The organism is Streptomyces sp. NPDC092370, from assembly GCF_044755265.1.
Taxonomy (GTDB): Bacteria; Actinomycetota; Actinomycetes; order Streptomycetales; family Streptomycetaceae; genus Streptomyces.
In genome coordinates this window covers 1,082,145-1,098,172 of the sequence record NZ_JBIVQO010000001.1, presented here as the reverse complement: position 1 = coordinate 1,098,172, position 16,028 = coordinate 1,082,145, and the positions used below count along the sequence as shown (strand labels likewise).

The window sequence follows — 16,028 nt, the reverse complement described above, 5'->3', positions numbered from 1 at the left end:
ATGTTCACACGACTGACCTCAAGCCTGCCACGCAACTCCTGGGACAAACCGTTCCGGCAGCCGCCACGAGGGGCTAGAGCGAACGCCGCATCCCCTGATGTGGAATGCCCGCCTCCAGGTACTCCGGCCCGTACGGCTCATAGCCGAGCCGCTCGTAGAAGCCCAGCGCATGCGTCTGCGCGTGCAGATCCACGGCCGTGAGCCCCCGCGCGCGTGCCGCGTCCTCGAGGGCCCGCACCAGAGCGGCACCGACGCCGAGCCCGCGCGCGGAGCCCGTGACGGCGAGCCGGCCGAGGGAGCCCACGGACGGGCCGGCGCCGGTCTGCGCCACGGCCGCCGCCCCGTGCAGCAGCCGCCCCGTCCCGAGCGGCACACCGTCCTCGCGGACCGCCAGCACATGGACCGCGCCGGCGTCGTACGCGTCGTACTCGATGTCCTCCGGCACGCCCTGCTCGCCGACGAAGACATCCTTGCGCACCGCGAAGCACGCCTCCCGGTCGGCCGGGTCCTCGGCGACCCGCACCAGGTACGGGGTGGTGCTCACGCGTACGTCTCCTCGCGGACCTGCTCCAGAGCCTTGTGCAGGTCCTCCGGGTAGTCGCAGGAGAACTCCGCCCACTGCCCGTCCCCGGGGTGCTCGAAGCCGAGCCGCACCGCGTGCAGCCACTGGCGGGTCAGTCCGAGGCGCTTGGCGAGCGTCGGGTCGGCGCCATAGGTGAGGTCGCCCACGCAGGGGTGCCGGTGCGCGGCCATGTGGACGCGGATCTGGTGCGTGCGGCCGGTCTCCAGCTTCACGTCGAGCAGCGAGGCCGCGCGGAACGCCTCGATGAGGTCGTAGTGCGTGACGGACGGCTTGCCCTCTGCGGTGACGGCCCACTTGTAGTCGTGCTGCGGGTGCCGGCCGATGGGCGCGTCGATGGTGCCACTGGTCGGGTCGGGGTGGCCCTGGACGAGCGTGTGGTAACGCTTGTCGACCGTGCGCTCCTTGAACTGGCGCTTCAGCGAGGTGTACGCGTACTCCGACTTGGCGACCACCATCAGCCCCGACGTGCCCACGTCGAGCCGGTGCACGATGCCCTGGCGCTCGGCGGCGCCGGAGGTGGAGATCCGGTACCCGGCGGCGGCGAGGCCTCCGATGACGGTCGGCCCGGTCCAGCCCGGCGACGGGTGCGCGGCCACGCCGACCGGCTTGACGATCACGACCACGTCATCGTCGTCGTGCACGATCTCCATGCCCTCGACCGGCTCGGCCACGACCCGCACCGGTGCGGGCGCCTGCGGCATCTCGACCTCCAGCCAGGCGCCGCCGTGCACGCGCTCCGACTTGCCGACCACCGACCCGTCGACCGTGACCTTTCCCGCGGCGGCGAGCTCGGCCGCCTTGGTACGGGAGAAGCCGAACATGCGGGAGATGGCGGCGTCGACACGCTCACCCTCCAGGCCGTCGGGCACGGGCAGGGTTCGGATCTCGGGAATCGTGCTCACCCGTCGAGTATGCCGGACGGCTCCGACACGGCTGCACGCGCGCTCAGTCCTTGTGGACGGTGCCGTCCGGGTCGAGGCCCTTGAACGACAGCAGAACGATCAGGATGCCACCGCACACGATCGCCGAGTCGGCCAGGTTGAAGACGGCGAAGTGCTTGGGCGCGATGAAGTCCACGACCGCGCCCTCGAAGACGCCCGGCGCCCGGAAGATCCGGTCGGTGAGGTTGCCCAGCGCCCCGCCGAGCAGCAGACCCAGCGCGATCGCCCAGGGCAGGCTGTAGAGCTTGCGGGCCAGACGGGCGATCACCACGATCACCGCCGCCGCGATCATCGTGAAGATCACGGTGAAGGCCTCGCCGAAGCCGAAGGCCGCGCCCGCGTTGCGGATCGCCTCGAACTTCAGCCAGTCGCCGATGATCTCGATGGGAGGGTGGTGCTCCAGCTTGGCCACCACGATCATCTTGCTGATCAGGTCGAGGGCGTACGCGACGGCGGCGACGGCGAACAGCACCGCGATCCGGCGCCTGCCCCGGGTCCGCCCGGCGCCGGTCTCCGGCTGGTCGGCACCGGCCGCCGGGCCGGTGCCGGGCTCGCCGGCCGGGGTGCCCTCGGAGTCGGGCCGCTCCTTGCCGCCGTCGGCCGCGTCCGGTGTGTCCGGCGTACCGATGATGCGCTCCGCCTCTGCCACGTGAGTCCCTCAACCTAGGTGCCTGACTGAGGACGAGGGTACGGCACACCCCGTACGTCGCACGTGCTCAGGAGGCATTCGGCGGCAGGTCAGTACCGGCGCTCCTGCTTCTGCTTGCACTCCACGCACAGCGTGGCCCGGGGGAAGGCCTGCATGCGGGCCTTGCCGATGGGATTGCCGCAGTTCTCGCACAGGCCGTAGGTGCCCGCGTGCAGGCGTTCCAGGGCACGCTCGGTCTGGAGGAGCATCTCGCGCGCGTTCGCGGCCAGGGCCAGCTCGTGCTCGCGGGTGATGTTCTTGGTGCCGGTGTCCGCCTGGTCGTCCCCCGCGCCGTCCCCGGAGTCCCGCATCAATCCGGCGAGCGACCGCTCCGACGACGTGATCTCCTCCCGCAGCCGGGTCTCCTCGGACGTCAGCTCGGAGCGCGCCTCCTCGACCTCCTCCTCCGTCCAGGGGTCCTCGCCCGGGCGTACCGCGAGCTCACCGGGCTCCGCCGCGGCGACCCGTGCCTTCGGAACGGCGGTCTTCGCCGCCGTGGCCGTGCCAGGAGTCTTCTTCGCAACCACCGTCGTCGCTCCCGTCTGCTGCGCGGCCTCGGCCGCACCCGCCTTCGTGGCCGTGCTGCTCGCGGCCGTGTCCTGTGTGACCGCGCCGGTCGGGGCAGCGCCCTTCCCGGCCGCGCTCTTCGTGGTGGTGCTCTTTCCGCCGGTGACCTTGTCGGCCGGGGCTTTCTTGGCGGCGGTCTTCGTCGCGGCCTCCTTCGCGCCTGCCGGCTTCTTCCTGGCCGCGGCCTTCTCGGCAGGGGCGGCCCTCTTGGCCGTCGCCTTCTTCACAGCCGCCTTCCCGGTCGGCGACTCGGGTGCCGGCGCCCCGGCCGCCCGGGCTCTGCCGGACGGGGCCTCGGCCGCGGCCTTCTTGGCCACCGCCGTCCCGGCCCCCGCCGTCCTGGTCGCCTTCTTGGCCACCGCCGTCCCGGCTCCCGCCGTCCTGGTCGCCTTCTTGGCCACCGCCGTCCCGGCTCCCGCCGCCCTGGTCGCCTTCTTCTTCGTCGCCGTCTTCCCCGCCACGGCTTCCTTGCCTGCGTCTCCCCCGGCCACGGCCTTCTCAGCCGTCACCTTCTTCCCGGCCGCCCTCCCCTCGGCCGCCTTCGCCCCGCCCTCCTTCGCCGCACGCCCCGCCGGACCCCCCTGAGCGGACTTCTTCCCGCCCACGTCCTTGGCCGCACCGCCGGAGGCCTCCGCGGACCTGCCGGACGCCGGCTGCTGTACGGCGGTCTTCTTCGCCACCATGGCCGCGGCCCCTTCACATATTGTGATCTTGCTCGCGAATCGTGCTGGGACGATAAATCGACTCGAGTCCCGCGGCAACGGGGCACACCGCCCGATTCGCCCGCCTCGCGCACGCCGCGCGGCGAACCTGCATCCGTTGTGCCCAGCTCCCCGCCCGGTAATCCGCCGAGCCGGGCGTCCCAGGATCCGAACACCTATACCGCGCCATTCGGGTCATCAAACCCAATTCGCACTCCGCTGGGCCCTCCACTCCCGGCCGCCCCGAAAACGGGTCGGCCGCTGTCCGCGCGGCGCCGTACACTGGGCGGAGCGAAAAGCGTGGATGGGGACGAGTAGCGGCGTACGCAGCCCAGAGCGACCCGGGGACGGTGGAAGCCCGGGGGCGAGCGCGACGTGAAGATCACCCCGGAGCCGCCGGAAGAAAGCCCCAGGGCCAGTAGACCCGGCATCGCGACCCCAATGAGGGGGCTCACCGGCGCACACCCCGTGCCGGAGGGCCAAGGAGGGTGGTACCGCGGGAGCGCGCCGAAGGCGGCGCAGGCAGACGTAGCTCTCGTCCCTCCGGACGGAAGGCAGCAAGTCCGCCGGAGGAAGCCCGCTGATGACATCGCCGACGTACCGCCAGGTGCCCGCCCAGGTCGACCTGCCCGCCCTCGAGCACGCCGTGCTCGACTTCTGGCGCGAGCAGAAGATCTTCGCCAAGAGCCTGGAGCAGTCCGAGGGCCGCCCCGAGTGGGTGTTCTACGAGGGCCCGCCCACCGCCAACGGCATGCCCGGTGCCCACCACATCGAGGCCCGCGTCTTCAAGGACGTCTTCCCCCGCTTCCGCACCATGCGCGGCTACCACGTGGCCCGCAAGGCCGGCTGGGACTGCCACGGCCTCCCCGTGGAGCTCGCCGTCGAGAAGGAGCTCGGCTTCTCCGGAAAGCAGGACATCGAGGCGTACGGCATCGCGGAGTTCAACGCGAAGTGCCGCGAGTCGGTGACCCGGCACACGGACGCCTTCGAAGAGCTCACGACCCGCATGGGCTACTGGACCGACCTTCAGGACCCCTACCGCACGATGGACCCCGAGTACATCGAGTCGGTCTGGTGGTCGCTGAAGGAGATCTTCAACAAGGGCCTGCTGGTCCAGGACCACCGCGTGGCCCCCTGGTGCCCCCGCTGCGGCACGGGCCTGTCGGACCACGAGCTGGCGCAGGGCTACGAGACGGTCGTCGACCCGTCGGTCTTCGTCCGCTTCCCCCTCACCTCCGGCCCGCTCGCCGGTGAGGCCGCGCTCCTGGTGTGGACGACGACCCCGTGGACCCTGGTGTCCAACACCGCCGTCGCCGCCCACCCCGAGGTCACCTACGTCGTCGCCACCGACGGCGAGGAGAAGCTCGTCGTCGCCGAGCCGCTCCTCGCCAAGGCCCTCGGCGAGGGCTGGGAAGCCACCGGTCAGACCTTCACCGGCGCCCAGATGGAGCGCTGGACGTACCAGCGCCCCTTCGAGCTCGTGGAATTCCCGGCCGAGGCCCACTTCGTGGTCAACGCCGAGTACGTCACCACCGAGGACGGCACGGGTCTGGTCCACCAGTCCCCCGCCTTCGGTGAGGACGACCTCAAGGTCTGCCGCGCCTACGGTCTGCCGGTCGTGAACCCGGTCCGCCCGGACGGCACCTTCGAGGAGGAGGTCCCCCTCGTCGGCGGCGTCTTCTTCAAGAAGGCCGACGAGAAGCTCACCGAGGACCTCGACGGCCGCGGCCTGCTCTTCAAGCACATCCCGTACGAGCACAGCTATCCGCACTGCTGGCGCTGCCACACCGCGCTGCTCTACTACGCCCAGCCCTCCTGGTACATCCGCACCACGGCGCTCAAGGACCGTCTCCTCGCGGAGAACGAGGGCACCAACTGGTTCCCGGACACCGTCAAGCACGGCCGCTACGGCGACTGGCTGAACAACAACATCGACTGGGCGCTGTCCCGCAACCGCTACTGGGGCACCCCGCTGCCCATCTGGCGCTGTGAGGACGACCACCTCACCTGCGTCGGCTCCCGCAGCGAGCTGACGGAACTGACCGGCACCGACCGGTCGGGCCTGGACCCGCACCGCCCGTTCATCGACGAGGTCACCTTCGCCTGCCCGCAGGACGGCTGCGGAAAGACGGCCACACGCGTGCCCGAGGTCATCGACGCCTGGTACGACTCGGGCTCGATGCCGTTCGCGCAGTGGGGATACCCGTACAAGAACAAGGAACTGTTCGAGGCCCGCTACCCGGCGCAGTTCATCTGCGAGGCCATCGACCAGACCCGCGGCTGGTTCTACACGCTGATGGCGGTCGGCACGCTCGTCTTCGACAAGTCGTCGTACGAGAACGTCGTCTGCCTCGGTCACATCCTGGCCGAGGACGGCCGCAAGATGTCCAAGCACCTGGGCAACACCCTGGAGCCGATCCCGCTCATGGACCGGCACGGCGCCGACGCGGTCCGCTGGTTCATGGCGGCAGGCGGCTCCCCGTGGGCGGCCCGCCGCGTGGGCCACGGCACGATCCAGGAGGTCGTCCGCAAGACGCTCCTGACGTACTGGAACACGGTCGCCTTCCAGGCCCTCTACGCCCGTACCACGGGCTGGGCCCCGTCCGGGGCCGACCCGGCCCCGGCCGACCGCCCGGTCCTGGACCGCTGGCTGCTGTCCGAACTGCACGCCCTCACCGACCAGGTCACCAAGGCACTGGACGCCTACGACACCCAGCGCGCCGGCAAGCTGCTGTCCGCGTTCGTCGACGACCTGTCCAACTGGTACGTGCGCCGCTCCCGTCGCCGCTTCTGGCAGGGCGACAAGGCGGCGCTGCGCACCCTGCACGAGGTCGTCGAGACGGTCACGCAGCTGATGTCCCCGCTGACCCCGTTCATCACCGAGCGGGTGTGGCAGGACCTGATCGTCCCGGTCACGCCGGGCGCCCCGGAGTCGGTCCACCTGTCCTCCTGGCCGGAGGCGGACCTCGGCGCCATCGACCCGGAGCTGTCGAAGCAGATGGTGCTGGTGCGCCGACTGGTGGAGCTCGGCCGCGCCACGCGCGCGGAGTCGGGCGTCAAGACGCGTCAGCCGCTGTCCCGCGCGCTGATCGCGGCGACGGGCTTCGACGCGCTGGACCCCGAACTGCGCACGCAGATCACGGAGGAGCTCAACGTCGAGTCCCTGGCGACGCTGAGCGAGGTCGGCGGGAGCCTGGTCGACACCACGGCGAAGGCCAACTTCCGCGCACTGGGCAAGCGGTTCGGCAAGCGCGTCCAGGACGTGGCCAAGGCCGTCGCCGGCGCGGACGCGGCCGCCCTGTCCCTGGCCCTGCGCGAGGGCACGGCGTCGGTCGAGGTCGACGGCGAGACCATCACGCTGGCCCCCGACGAGGTCATCATCACGGAGACCCCGCGTGAGGGCTGGTCGGTGGCATCCGACGCGGGGGCGACGGTCGCCCTGGACCTGGAGATCACGGAGGAGTTGCGCCGTGCGGGTCTGGCCCGTGACGCGATCCGCCTGATCCAGGAGGCCCGCAAGAACAGCGGCCTCGACGTGGCCGACCGCATCGCGCTGCGCTGGACGGCCACGGACCAGGCGACGGCAGAGGCCCTCACCGACCACGCCGGCCTGATCGCCGACGAGGTCCTCGCCACCGACTTCGCCGGCGGCGAGGCGGACGGCACCTACGGCGAGCCCTTCACCGACGAAGGCCTGTCCCTGACGTTCCGTCTGCGCAAGGCGTAACGCTCAGGCCGAAGGCCCGGACCCGCCAAAGATCTTGGTGGTTCCGGGCCTTCGGCGTTGTGTGCGCACGCACGCGAGTATGTGCGCACGAACGCGATGTCGCAGAGACGAACGCGCGTGGCAAAAGGGCGAGGCCCCGGGTGGGAACCCGGGGCCTCGCCCTGAACGCTGCCGACGTCTATGCCGTACTACTGGCCATCAGGCCGTCAGTTGTCGTCCTCGTCGATCAGGAAGCCCCGCATCGGCGAGGGCGCCTGGCCCATCGGAGACGGGCCCTGCGGACGCACCGGCGCCATCGGCTGGGTCATCGCCGGCGACATCTGCTGCTGCCCGCCGTAGGACGGAGCGGACGGCGAGGGGCCGCCGCCCATCGTCTGGTTGCCGCCACCGTAGGACGGGGCGCTCGCGCCGGCCGGAGCCATGGAAGGCGCCGGGGACGGCGGGAGGGACGCGGTCGCCGGAGTGCGCGGCGGGGCCAGCGAGTCGTCGGCCTGGGTCTCCAGCTGACGCAGCTGCGACTCCAGGTACGACTTCAGGCGCGTGCGGTACTCGCGCTCGAAGCCGCGCAGGTCCTCGACCTTGCGCTCCAGCGTGGCGCGGGCGGACTCCAGGGAGCCCATCGCGACACGGTGCTTCTCCTGCGCGTCCCGCTCCAGGGCGTCCGCCTTGGCACGGGCGTCACGCTCAAGACCCTCGGCACGCGAACGGGCCTCACCGACGATCTTGTTGGCCTCGGAACGGGCCTCCGCGATCGCCTGGTCGGCGGTCTGCTGGGCCAGCGAGAGGACACGAGCGGCGCTGTCGCCACCGGGGCCCTGCTGACCGGGGCCGCCCATCGGGCCGCCCATGGGGCCGGGGCCGCCCATCGGGCCGCCCATCTGCTGCTGCATCGGGGGCTGGCCCATCGGACCCGGACCCTGGCCCATCGGACCGGGACCCTGGGGTCCACCCTGACCGCCGGGACCGGCGGGCAGCTGCGGGGCACCGCTCGGCAGCTGGGGCGGACCACCCATGGGGCCACCCATCTGCTGCTGCGGCGGGCCCGATATGCCGGCGGGTACGGGACCACCGGGACCTCGCATGCCCTGCTGCTGCATGCCCTGCTGCTGTTGCTGCTGCTGATCCTGCTGCTCCGGCGGCTTGCGCATGTTCTGCTGGTTCTGCGCAGCAGCGCGCGTGGCCGCGGCCAGTTTGGCGCGCAGGTCCTCGTTCTCGCGGAGCAGGCGGGTCAGTTCGGCTTCGACCTCATCGAGGAAGGCATCGACCTCGTCCTCGTCATAGCCTTCTCGGAGGCGGACGGTCGTGAACTGCTTGTTCCGCACGTCCTCGGGGGTCAACGGCATCTCTTCACCTCAACGTAGTCGTCGGCATTCGGCAAGACCGTAGTTCACATCGCTCACAGCCGGCTCACGATCGAGATCAGGATGTAGACGATGATCATCAGTACGAAGAAGGACAGGTCGAGCGCCACGCCCCCGAGACGCAGCGGCGGAATGAACCGCCGCAGAAGCTTGAGCGGTGGATCAGTGACAGTGTAGGTGGCCTCCAGAACGACCACCATCGCCTTGCCGGGTTGCCATGAGCGGGCGAACTGGAAGACGTAGTCCATGACCAACCGGAAGATGAGCACGATGAGGAAGCACATCAGCGCGATGTAGACGACATCCAAAACCACGCTCATGACCTTCTGCTTCCCTCTCCCCTGTGCCCTGCTGTGTTGCGTTGTGTACTGATGTTTCCGGTGGTGCGTCTCAGCTCTGGTTGAAGAACCCGCCCTCTGCGATGCGGGCCTTGTCCTCCGCCGTGACATCGACGTTAGCAGGCGACAACAGGAACACCTTCTGCGTCACCCGCTCGATACTGCCGTGAAGACCAAACACCAAACCGGCCGCAAAGTCGACAAGTCGCTTCGCATCTGTGTCATCCATCTCAGTCAGATTCATGATCACCGGGGTGCCTTCACGGAAGTGTTCCCCGATGGTACGGGCCTCGTTGTAGGTCCGCGGGTGAAGCGTGGTGATCCGGTAAGGCTCTCGTTCCGACACGACCTTGGGCATGATCACCGGTGCGTTCTTCTCCAGATTTGCGCGTTCTTGTGTGATGGACGCCACGGGCGCGATGCGCGCCGGGCGGCTGGATTCCGCGGGGAGCGAAGCGGAACGGGCGACCGGTTCGCGAGGGGCGGGCGGCTGTACGACTCGTACCTCTTCGTCCCTTTGGGGCTGATGTGAGACGTGCGGCTGATGGGACGGCTCGTGCCGTCGGTGGTCCCGCTCGGGCTCCGGGTCGAGCTCGGGTTCGAAGTCGTCGTCGGGGTCGAATCCGCGGCCGTCGTACCCATCGTCCTCCACGAGGCCGAGGTAGACCGCCATCTTGCGCATCGCGCCGGCCATGCTCTGAGTCCTCCGCTCTGTGGTGGATCGGCTGACGACTGCCAAGTGCCCGCGATCCACGTGGTCCTTGAATCCGCCTTTTGGCGGCAATGACCATATTTTCTGCTGTGGTCCGACTTCTTGGCGACGTTACCCGAGCCTGGGGCGGACTCCGAGTACCGCGCTGCCGACGCGCACATGTGTCGCTCCGGCCGCCACGGCCTGTTCGAGGTCCGTACTCATCCCTGCCGAGACCATGGTGGCAGCCGGATGACTCCGGCGCAGGTCGGTCGACAAATCCATCAACCGCTCGAAGGCGGCCTGTTCGCGTCCCGCGTATTCCCCGGTGAGCGGCGCGACGGTCATCAGTCCGTCGAGCCGGAGCCCGGGCGCGCCGGCCACGAGACCGGCCAACTCCCCGATGCCGCCGGGCCCCACACCGCCGCGCTCGCCCCGGCCGCTCTCACCGGCGTCGAGTGCGACCTGGATCAGGCATCCCAGTTCGCGCCCGGCCCGGACGGCCTCCTTCGACAGAGCGGCAACGAGCTTGGAACGATCGACGGACTGCACGAAATCCGCGTAATCGACCACAGATCGGACCTTGTTGGTCTGGAGTTGACCCACGAAGTGCCATGTGAGGGACAGATCCGAGCAGGCCTCGGCCTTGGGGGCCGCGTCCTGGTCACGGTTCTCGGCGACGTGCCGCACGCCGAGTTCCGCGAGGATCCGCACATCGCTCGCGGGATAGGTCTTGGTGACCACGATCAGGGTCACCTCGTCTCGTGATCGCCCCGCGGCGGCGCACGCGTCGGCGATACGCCGTTCCACCTTCGCCAGATTCGCGGCGAGTTCGTCCTTACGGTCCGTCATGCCCTATCAGTCCAGCCACACATAACCCGCGAGCCGACCGGTGGTGCGGTCGCGGCGGTACGAGAAGTGATCGCGTGACTCCAGCGTGCACACCGGCGACTGCTCCCGGTCGCGCACCCCGAGCCGTTCGAGCTGGGCGTGCACCCCGGCGCTCACGTCGACCGCCGGTGTGCCCCAACTGGTCTCGGCGTACGCCGCCGGCTCGATGGCGGACACCTCGGCGCGCATCGCCTCGGGCACCTCGTAACACCGGCCGCAGACGGTGGGACCGATGCGGGCGACGATCCGGGAGGGCTCCGCGCCCCGTTCCGTCATCGCGCGTAGCGCGGCCGGGACGACTCCGGCGATCATGCCGGGCCGGCCCGCGTGGGCCGCGGCGGCGACCCCGGCGACGGGGTCGGCGAGCAGCACCGGCACGCAGTCGGCGGTGAGCACGGCGAGGGCGAGCCCCCGGCGTGTGGTGACGAGCGCGTCGACCGAGGCAATCACGGCCGAAGATTCCCACGGCCCGTCCACCACCGCCACGTCGGCCCCGTGCACCTGGTTCATCCAGACCACCCGGTCCGGCTCGATGCCCAGGGACTTGGCGGCCAGCTCCCGGTTGGTGCGTACGGCGTCGGGATCGTCGCCGACCGCTCCACCGAGGTTGAGCTCCTCATACGGAGCGGCGCTCACCCCGCCCCACCGGTCGGTGAAGCCGAAGTGCGCGCCGCTCGCGCTTTCGCGCTGTCCTATCACGACTGAAGGATCACTTGAGGAAGTCCGGTACGTCCAGTTCCTCGGCCGCGCTGTCCGAGTAGGTGCGCGGCGCCGGCGGGACCGGCGGGGCGACCGGGATGTCCTTGACCGGCTCCGGCGCGGGCTCCGGGTCCTCCTTCGGGGTCACGCTGCCGAGTGATCCGAAGGACGGACGGCTCTCGGTCTGCCGGACCGGGGCCGGCTCCTCGCGCTTGGCCGAGGACGAGCCGAGGACGTTGTCCCGCTTGGCCGGCGGCTGGCCGCCGTCGAAGCCGGCCGCGATCACGGTGACCCGGACCTCGTCGCCGAGGGCGTCGTCGATCACCGCCCCGAAGATGATGTTGGCCTCGGGGTGGGCGGCCTCGCTCACCAGCTGGGCGGCCTCGTTGATCTCGAACAGGCCAAGGTCGGAGCCACCGGAGATGGAGAGCAGCACACCGCGGGCGCCGTCGATGGACGCCTCCAGCAGCGGCGAGGAGATCGCCATCTCGGCGGCGGCCACCGCGCGGTCGTCGCCGCGGGCCGAGCCGATACCCATCAGCGCCGAGCCGGCCTCCGACATGACCGACTTGACGTCGGCGAAGTCGAGGTTGATGAGGCCCGGGGTGGTGATGAGGTCGGTGATGCCCTGGACACCGGAGAGCAGGACCTGGTCGGCCGACTTGAAGGCGTCCAGCACCGAGACCTGGCGGTCCGAGATGGACAGCAGCCGGTCGTTCGGGATGACGATGAGGGTGTCGACCTCTTCGCGGAGTTCGGCGATGCCGTCCTCGGCCTGGTTCGCGCGGCGCCGTCCCTCGAAGGTGAACGGGCGCGTCACCACACCGATGGTGAGGGCGCCGAGCGAGCGGGCGATGTTGGCCACGACGGGCGCGCCGCCGGTGCCGGTGCCGCCGCCTTCACCGGCTGTCACGAAGACCATGTCGGCCCCCTTGAGGACCTCCTCGATCTCCTCGCGATGGTCCTCGGCGGCCTTGCGGCCGACGGCCGGGTTGGCTCCGGCGCCGAGTCCGCGGGTGAGTTCACGGCCGACGTCCAGCTTGACGTCGGCGTCGCTCATCAACAGAGCTTGCGCGTCGGTGTTGATGGCGATGAACTCGACGCCCTTGAGACCGACCTCGATCATCCGGTTGATGGCATTGACACCACCGCCGCCGACACCGATGACTTTGATGACTGCGAGGTAGTTCTGCGGTGCTGCCACGTCGAAGGCCTCTCGCCTCGAGTTACGTGTCGACGGATCAGCGTGACGCCCTGCGCCCCGCGACCCGACGACTGATGCCGAATGGGACGGTCCGTATCGCCGACCCGAACCCTAACCCTGAAGTTTAGGGTTACCAGTGTGTCTGTTCCTTGGAGTCTTCTGAACAGGACACTAAGTCGACAAGTGGCGCACGTTCAACGAACACGCCGAACCTCCCGTTTTTCTTTTCACCCTATGTGATCAGCCGTAGCACTGCCCAACCAGGGTGCTGGCCTGCGCGGATGTGCGTCAACTCCCCGATGACGCGGGGGCGGCGGGGGCACTCACATCGAAGTACCGCGCACCGGGCGAGGCTTTCATCAGAGCGGTGAGCGTACGGGCCTTCGCGGCGCCCTTCTCGCTGCTTCCCCAGATCACCGTGCGGCCGTCCCTCAACTCCAGCGAGATGTCGTCGTAGGAACGGACCTTGACGGTCCGTGTGTCGCGCGCGACGTCGGCCGGAACCGCGCGCGCGACGCCGACCGCCTCACGCACCAGCCGGGACTCGCCGAAGCGGCGCAGGCTCGCGGCGGCGGAGCTGGAGCGCGAGAGCGTCAATTCCAGTGCGGGGACGCCTTTCGGCGCCTCGGAAACCGTGGCGAAACGGACACCTTCGTCGTCCACTTCGACGAACTTTCCGCCCTTTTGAACAATCAGGACCGGAGTCCGCTCGACCACTTTCAGGTCGATTCCCCGGGGCCAGGAACGGACCACGTCAACCGCATCAATTCGGGGCAATGTCCGGCGCAGTCGCGTCTCGATCGCATCGGTGTCGACGGAAATCAGTGGCTTCCCGAGCGGAACCTCGGCGGCCGCCTCGACCTGAGCCGGTGTCAGGACCCGGGTGCCGGACACGGAGACGTGCTCCGTGCGCAGCCAGTCGGAGCCGTAGAACAGCCAGACCGTCGGGATGCCGAGGAAGACCAGGGCGAGGCCCAGGAGGACGAGCGCGCGGATCCTTGCCCGCCTCGAGCGCAGGCGGGGCGGCGGGCCGGACGACTCCTGCTGGCGTTCACCGCGCTCGGCGGTGGTCGATCCGGCCACGCTCCCCTGCCTTCCGTCATACAGTCCTATCGGTGTGCACGGCTGGCGGCGATCGCCTCGTACACCATGCCGACGAGCAGCTCGTCGGCGTCCCGGCGGCCGAACTCGGCTGCGGCGCGGGACATCTGGTACAGCCGGTGCGGGTCGGCGAGCACGGGCAGGACGTGTTGCTGGACCCACTCGGGGGTCAGCTCCGCGTCGTCGACCAGCAGTCCGCCGCCGGCCTTGACCACCGGCTGGGCGTTGAGCCGCTGTTCGCCGTTGCCGATGGGCAGCGGAACGTAGGCGGCCGGGAGCCCGACGGCGGAGAGTTCGGCGACGGTCATCGCGCCCGCACGGCAGAGCATCATGTCGGCCGCGGCGTACGCGAGGTCCATCCGGTCCAGGTAACTTACCGGGATGTAGGGGGGCATCCCCGGCATCTGCTGAACCTGCGGCAGTTCGTTCTTCGGGCCGACCGCGTGCAGGATCTGGATCCCGGCCTGCTGAAGCCAGGGCGCGACCTGCTGGACGACCTCGTTCAGGCGGCGCGCGCCCTGGGAGCCGCCGGTGACCAGCAGCGTGGGCAGGTTCGGGTCGAGTCCGAACGCGGCCCGGGCCTCGGGGCGTACGGCGGCCCGGTCGAGCGTGGCGATGGAGCGGCGCAGCGGGATGCCGATGTAACGGGCGCCCCGCAGCTTGCTGTCGGGCGTGGAGACGGCGACCTGGCTGGCGTACCGCGAGCCGATCTTGTTGGCCAGGCCCGGGCGGGCGTTGGCCTCGTGGATCACGATCGGCACGCCCAGGCGCTTGGCCGCGAGGTAGCCGGGCAGGGCGACATAGCCGCCGAAGCCGACCACGGCGTCCGCCTTGGTGCGCTCCAGGATCTGCTCCGTCGCCTTGATCGTGCCGCGCAGCCGGCCCGGGACGGTGATCAGTTCCGGGGTGGGCTTGCGCGGCAGAGGGACGGCGGGGATCAGCGCGAGTTCGTACCCGCGCTCGGGTACGAGACGGGTCTCGAGGCCGCGCTCCGTGCCCAGGGCCGTGATGCCCACGCTCGGGTCCTGCCTGCGCAGGGCGTCCGCGAGGGCGAGCGCGGGCTCGATGTGGCCCGCGGTTCCTCCGCCGGCGAGTACGACATGCACCGAAATTCACCGCTCTCCGGACGAGCGTGCCGCCGAGGCACGCCGTCGCATCGTGTTCCATCTCCGGGGACCCCGACCGGAACCGGTGCCCCCCGCCCCCCGCTTTCTACCAAAGCGGGGTTGCCGCATCGCAAGCGCCATCCGCGCAGCGGGGTCCTCACGCGCGAAGGCGATCAGCAACCCGATGGCGAACATGGTCGGCAGCAGGGCGGATCCTCCGTAGGAGAACAGCGGGAGGGGGACGCCGGCGATCGGCAACAGACCGAGCACCGCACCGATGTTGATCACGGCCTGGGCCGTGATCCACGTGGTCACACCTCCCGCGGCATACCTCACGAACGGATCTTCCGTGCGTCCGGCCACGCGGATACCCGCATAGCCTAGAGCCGCGAAGAGGGCGAGTACCGACAGCGTCCCCGCCAGGCCCAGTTCCTCACCGGTGACGGCGAAGATGAAGTCGGTGTGGGCTTCGGGGAGTTGGCCCCATTTCTCCACACTCGCGCCCAGTCCCGAACCGAAGATCCCGCCCGAGGCGAGGGCGTAGATCCCGTGCACGGCCTGCCAGCAGTCGACGGGCCCCGACTGGGGTTCGGTGGCGCCCAGGCACTGCAGGCGGGCCATGCGGTTGGGGCTGGTCTTGATGAGGATCAGGCCGAGGACGGCGGCGATCGACAGCACGCCGGCGAACAGCCGCGTGGGGGCGCCGGCCAGCCACAGCAGGCCGAACAGGATGGCCGTGAGGATGATCGCGGTGCCCATGTCGCCGCCGATCATGATCAGACCGAGCAGCATGAAGGCGGCCGGCACCAGCGGCACGAGCATGTGCTTCCACTGGTTCAGCAGCTTCCTGTCCTGCTTGCGGGCGAGCAGGTCGGCGCCCCACAGCACGAGGGCGAGCTTGCCGAACTCACTGGGCTGGATCTGGAAGGAGCCGCCGAGGGAGATCCAGTTCTGGTTGCCGTTGACCGACACTCCTATCCCGGGGACCTGCACCAGGGTCATGAGGAAGACGGCGCCCGCGAGGATGGGGTAGGCGAGTGCCCGGTGCAGTTTCACCGGCATCCGCGAGGCCGCCAGCAGCAGAACGGTGCCGATGCCGGCGGCGAGCAGCTGTTTGCGGAAGAAGTACGAGCCGGGAAGCGACATCTGCAGCGCGGTGATCTGGGAGGCCGAGTAGACCATCACCAGCCCCAGCACGGTGATCAGCGCACTGCCGCCGAGGATCAGGTAGTAGGCGGTCAGCGGCCGGTCCCAGCCCCTGCGCGCGCGGGTGTAGAGGCCGAGGACGCCGTTGTCGTGCGCGTTCCGCGGCGCCACGGGGCGCTTGAGGGCGCGCGGGGTCGGGGGCCGTCCGGTACGGCTGGTGGGCATCGCCGCTCACCCTGCCGTACCGGAGGGGGACGTCGCGCGGTGCACGCCCCCAGGCCGCT

14 protein-coding genes are annotated in these 16,028 nt (G+C 70.0%); 1 reads left to right on the top strand and 13 read right to left on the bottom strand.

Going from position 1 to position 16,028, the window contains the following annotated elements:
* Positions 1–73: 73 nt before the first annotated feature.
* From ACIQHQ_RS04910 to ACIQHQ_RS04895, 4 genes are all read right to left on the bottom strand, one after another.
* Complete coding sequence (locus ACIQHQ_RS04910) at positions 74–544, bottom strand: GNAT family N-acetyltransferase (RefSeq protein WP_402610113.1); 471 nt, start codon at positions 542–544, stop codon at positions 74–76.
* Positions 541–1,485: an RluA family pseudouridine synthase gene (locus ACIQHQ_RS04905; protein WP_402610111.1), complete on the bottom strand. Its 945-nt coding sequence runs from the start codon at positions 1,483–1,485 to the stop codon at positions 541–543. The genes ACIQHQ_RS04910 and ACIQHQ_RS04905 overlap by 4 nt, the downstream gene beginning before the upstream one ends.
* A gap of 43 nt (positions 1,486–1,528) precedes the next feature.
* The gene (gene lspA, locus ACIQHQ_RS04900; protein WP_402610109.1) at positions 1,529–2,173 is read right to left on the bottom strand and encodes a signal peptidase II; all 645 of its coding nucleotides are present in this window, start codon (positions 2,171–2,173) and stop codon (positions 1,529–1,531) included.
* Positions 2,174–2,262: 89 nt separating this feature from the next.
* Positions 2,263–3,462 (bottom strand): TraR/DksA family transcriptional regulator, encoded by a 1,200-nt coding sequence (locus tag ACIQHQ_RS04895; protein WP_402610107.1) that lies wholly within the window; start codon positions 3,460–3,462, stop codon positions 2,263–2,265.
* A 601-nt stretch (positions 3,463–4,063) separates the two neighbouring features.
* On the opposite strand from ACIQHQ_RS04895, the gene ileS reads away from it, so the two are divergent.
* Positions 4,064–7,207, top strand: a complete 3,144-nt coding sequence (gene ileS / locus ACIQHQ_RS04890) for an isoleucine--tRNA ligase (RefSeq protein WP_402610105.1) — start codon at positions 4,064–4,066, stop codon at positions 7,205–7,207.
* Positions 7,208–7,413: 206 nt separating this feature from the next.
* On the opposite strand, the gene ACIQHQ_RS04885 is transcribed toward ileS, so the two are convergent.
* From ACIQHQ_RS04885 to ftsW, 9 genes are all read right to left on the bottom strand, one after another.
* Positions 7,414–8,550 (bottom strand): DivIVA domain-containing protein, encoded by a 1,137-nt coding sequence (locus tag ACIQHQ_RS04885; protein ID WP_402610103.1) that lies wholly within the window; start codon positions 8,548–8,550, stop codon positions 7,414–7,416.
* Positions 8,551–8,603: 53 nt separating this feature from the next.
* The gene (locus ACIQHQ_RS04880) at positions 8,604–8,888 is read right to left on the bottom strand and encodes a YggT family protein (protein WP_007448661.1); all 285 of its coding nucleotides are present in this window, start codon (positions 8,886–8,888) and stop codon (positions 8,604–8,606) included.
* A 70-nt stretch (positions 8,889–8,958) separates the two neighbouring features.
* Complete coding sequence (locus ACIQHQ_RS04875) at positions 8,959–9,600, bottom strand: cell division protein SepF (protein ID WP_363120078.1); 642 nt, start codon at positions 9,598–9,600, stop codon at positions 8,959–8,961.
* A 129-nt stretch (positions 9,601–9,729) separates the two neighbouring features.
* On the bottom strand, positions 9,730–10,449 hold the full coding sequence (locus tag ACIQHQ_RS04870) for a YggS family pyridoxal phosphate-dependent enzyme (protein WP_402610100.1): 720 nt from the start codon (positions 10,447–10,449) through the stop codon (positions 9,730–9,732).
* A gap of 6 nt (positions 10,450–10,455) precedes the next feature.
* Complete coding sequence (pgeF, locus tag ACIQHQ_RS04865) at positions 10,456–11,187, bottom strand: peptidoglycan editing factor PgeF (protein ID WP_402610098.1); 732 nt, start codon at positions 11,185–11,187, stop codon at positions 10,456–10,458.
* A gap of 10 nt (positions 11,188–11,197) precedes the next feature.
* Entirely contained in the window at positions 11,198–12,391 is a 1,194-nt protein-coding gene (gene ftsZ, locus ACIQHQ_RS04860; protein ID WP_031131993.1) for a cell division protein FtsZ, read from the bottom strand.
* 288 nt (positions 12,392–12,679) lie between these two features.
* Positions 12,680–13,474 (bottom strand): cell division protein FtsQ/DivIB, encoded by a 795-nt coding sequence (locus tag ACIQHQ_RS04855; RefSeq protein ID WP_402610096.1) that lies wholly within the window; start codon positions 13,472–13,474, stop codon positions 12,680–12,682.
* Positions 13,475–13,500: 26 nt separating this feature from the next.
* Complete coding sequence (gene murG, locus ACIQHQ_RS04850) at positions 13,501–14,598, bottom strand: undecaprenyldiphospho-muramoylpentapeptide beta-N-acetylglucosaminyltransferase (RefSeq protein WP_402610094.1); 1,098 nt, start codon at positions 14,596–14,598, stop codon at positions 13,501–13,503.
* Positions 14,599–14,604: 6 nt separating this feature from the next.
* Complete coding sequence (ftsW, locus tag ACIQHQ_RS04845) at positions 14,605–15,969, bottom strand: putative lipid II flippase FtsW (RefSeq protein WP_402610092.1); 1,365 nt, start codon at positions 15,967–15,969, stop codon at positions 14,605–14,607.
* Positions 15,970–16,028: the final 59 nt, after the last annotated feature.

What these genes read in the sequence shown, in the direction of transcription:
- ACIQHQ_RS04895 (WP_402610107.1), bottom strand. Translation starts at nt 3,462, where the DNA reads ATGGTGGCGAAGAAGACCGCCGTACAGCAGCCGGCGTCCGGCAGGTCC.
- ileS (WP_402610105.1), top strand. Translation starts at nt 4,064, where the DNA reads ATGACATCGCCGACGTACCGCCAGGTGCCCGCCCAGGTCGACCTGCCC.
- ACIQHQ_RS04885 (WP_402610103.1), bottom strand. Translation starts at nt 8,550, where the DNA reads ATGCCGTTGACCCCCGAGGACGTGCGGAACAAGCAGTTCACGACCGTC.
- ACIQHQ_RS04880 (WP_007448661.1), bottom strand. Translation starts at nt 8,888, where the DNA reads ATGAGCGTGGTTTTGGATGTCGTCTACATCGCGCTGATGTGCTTCCTC.
- ACIQHQ_RS04875 (WP_363120078.1), bottom strand. Translation starts at nt 9,600, where the DNA reads ATGGCCGGCGCGATGCGCAAGATGGCGGTCTACCTCGGCCTCGTGGAG.
- ACIQHQ_RS04870 (WP_402610100.1), bottom strand. Translation starts at nt 10,449, where the DNA reads ATGACGGACCGTAAGGACGAACTCGCCGCGAATCTGGCGAAGGTGGAA.
- ftsW (WP_402610092.1), bottom strand. Translation starts at nt 15,969, where the DNA reads ATGCCCACCAGCCGTACCGGACGGCCCCCGACCCCGCGCGCCCTCAAG.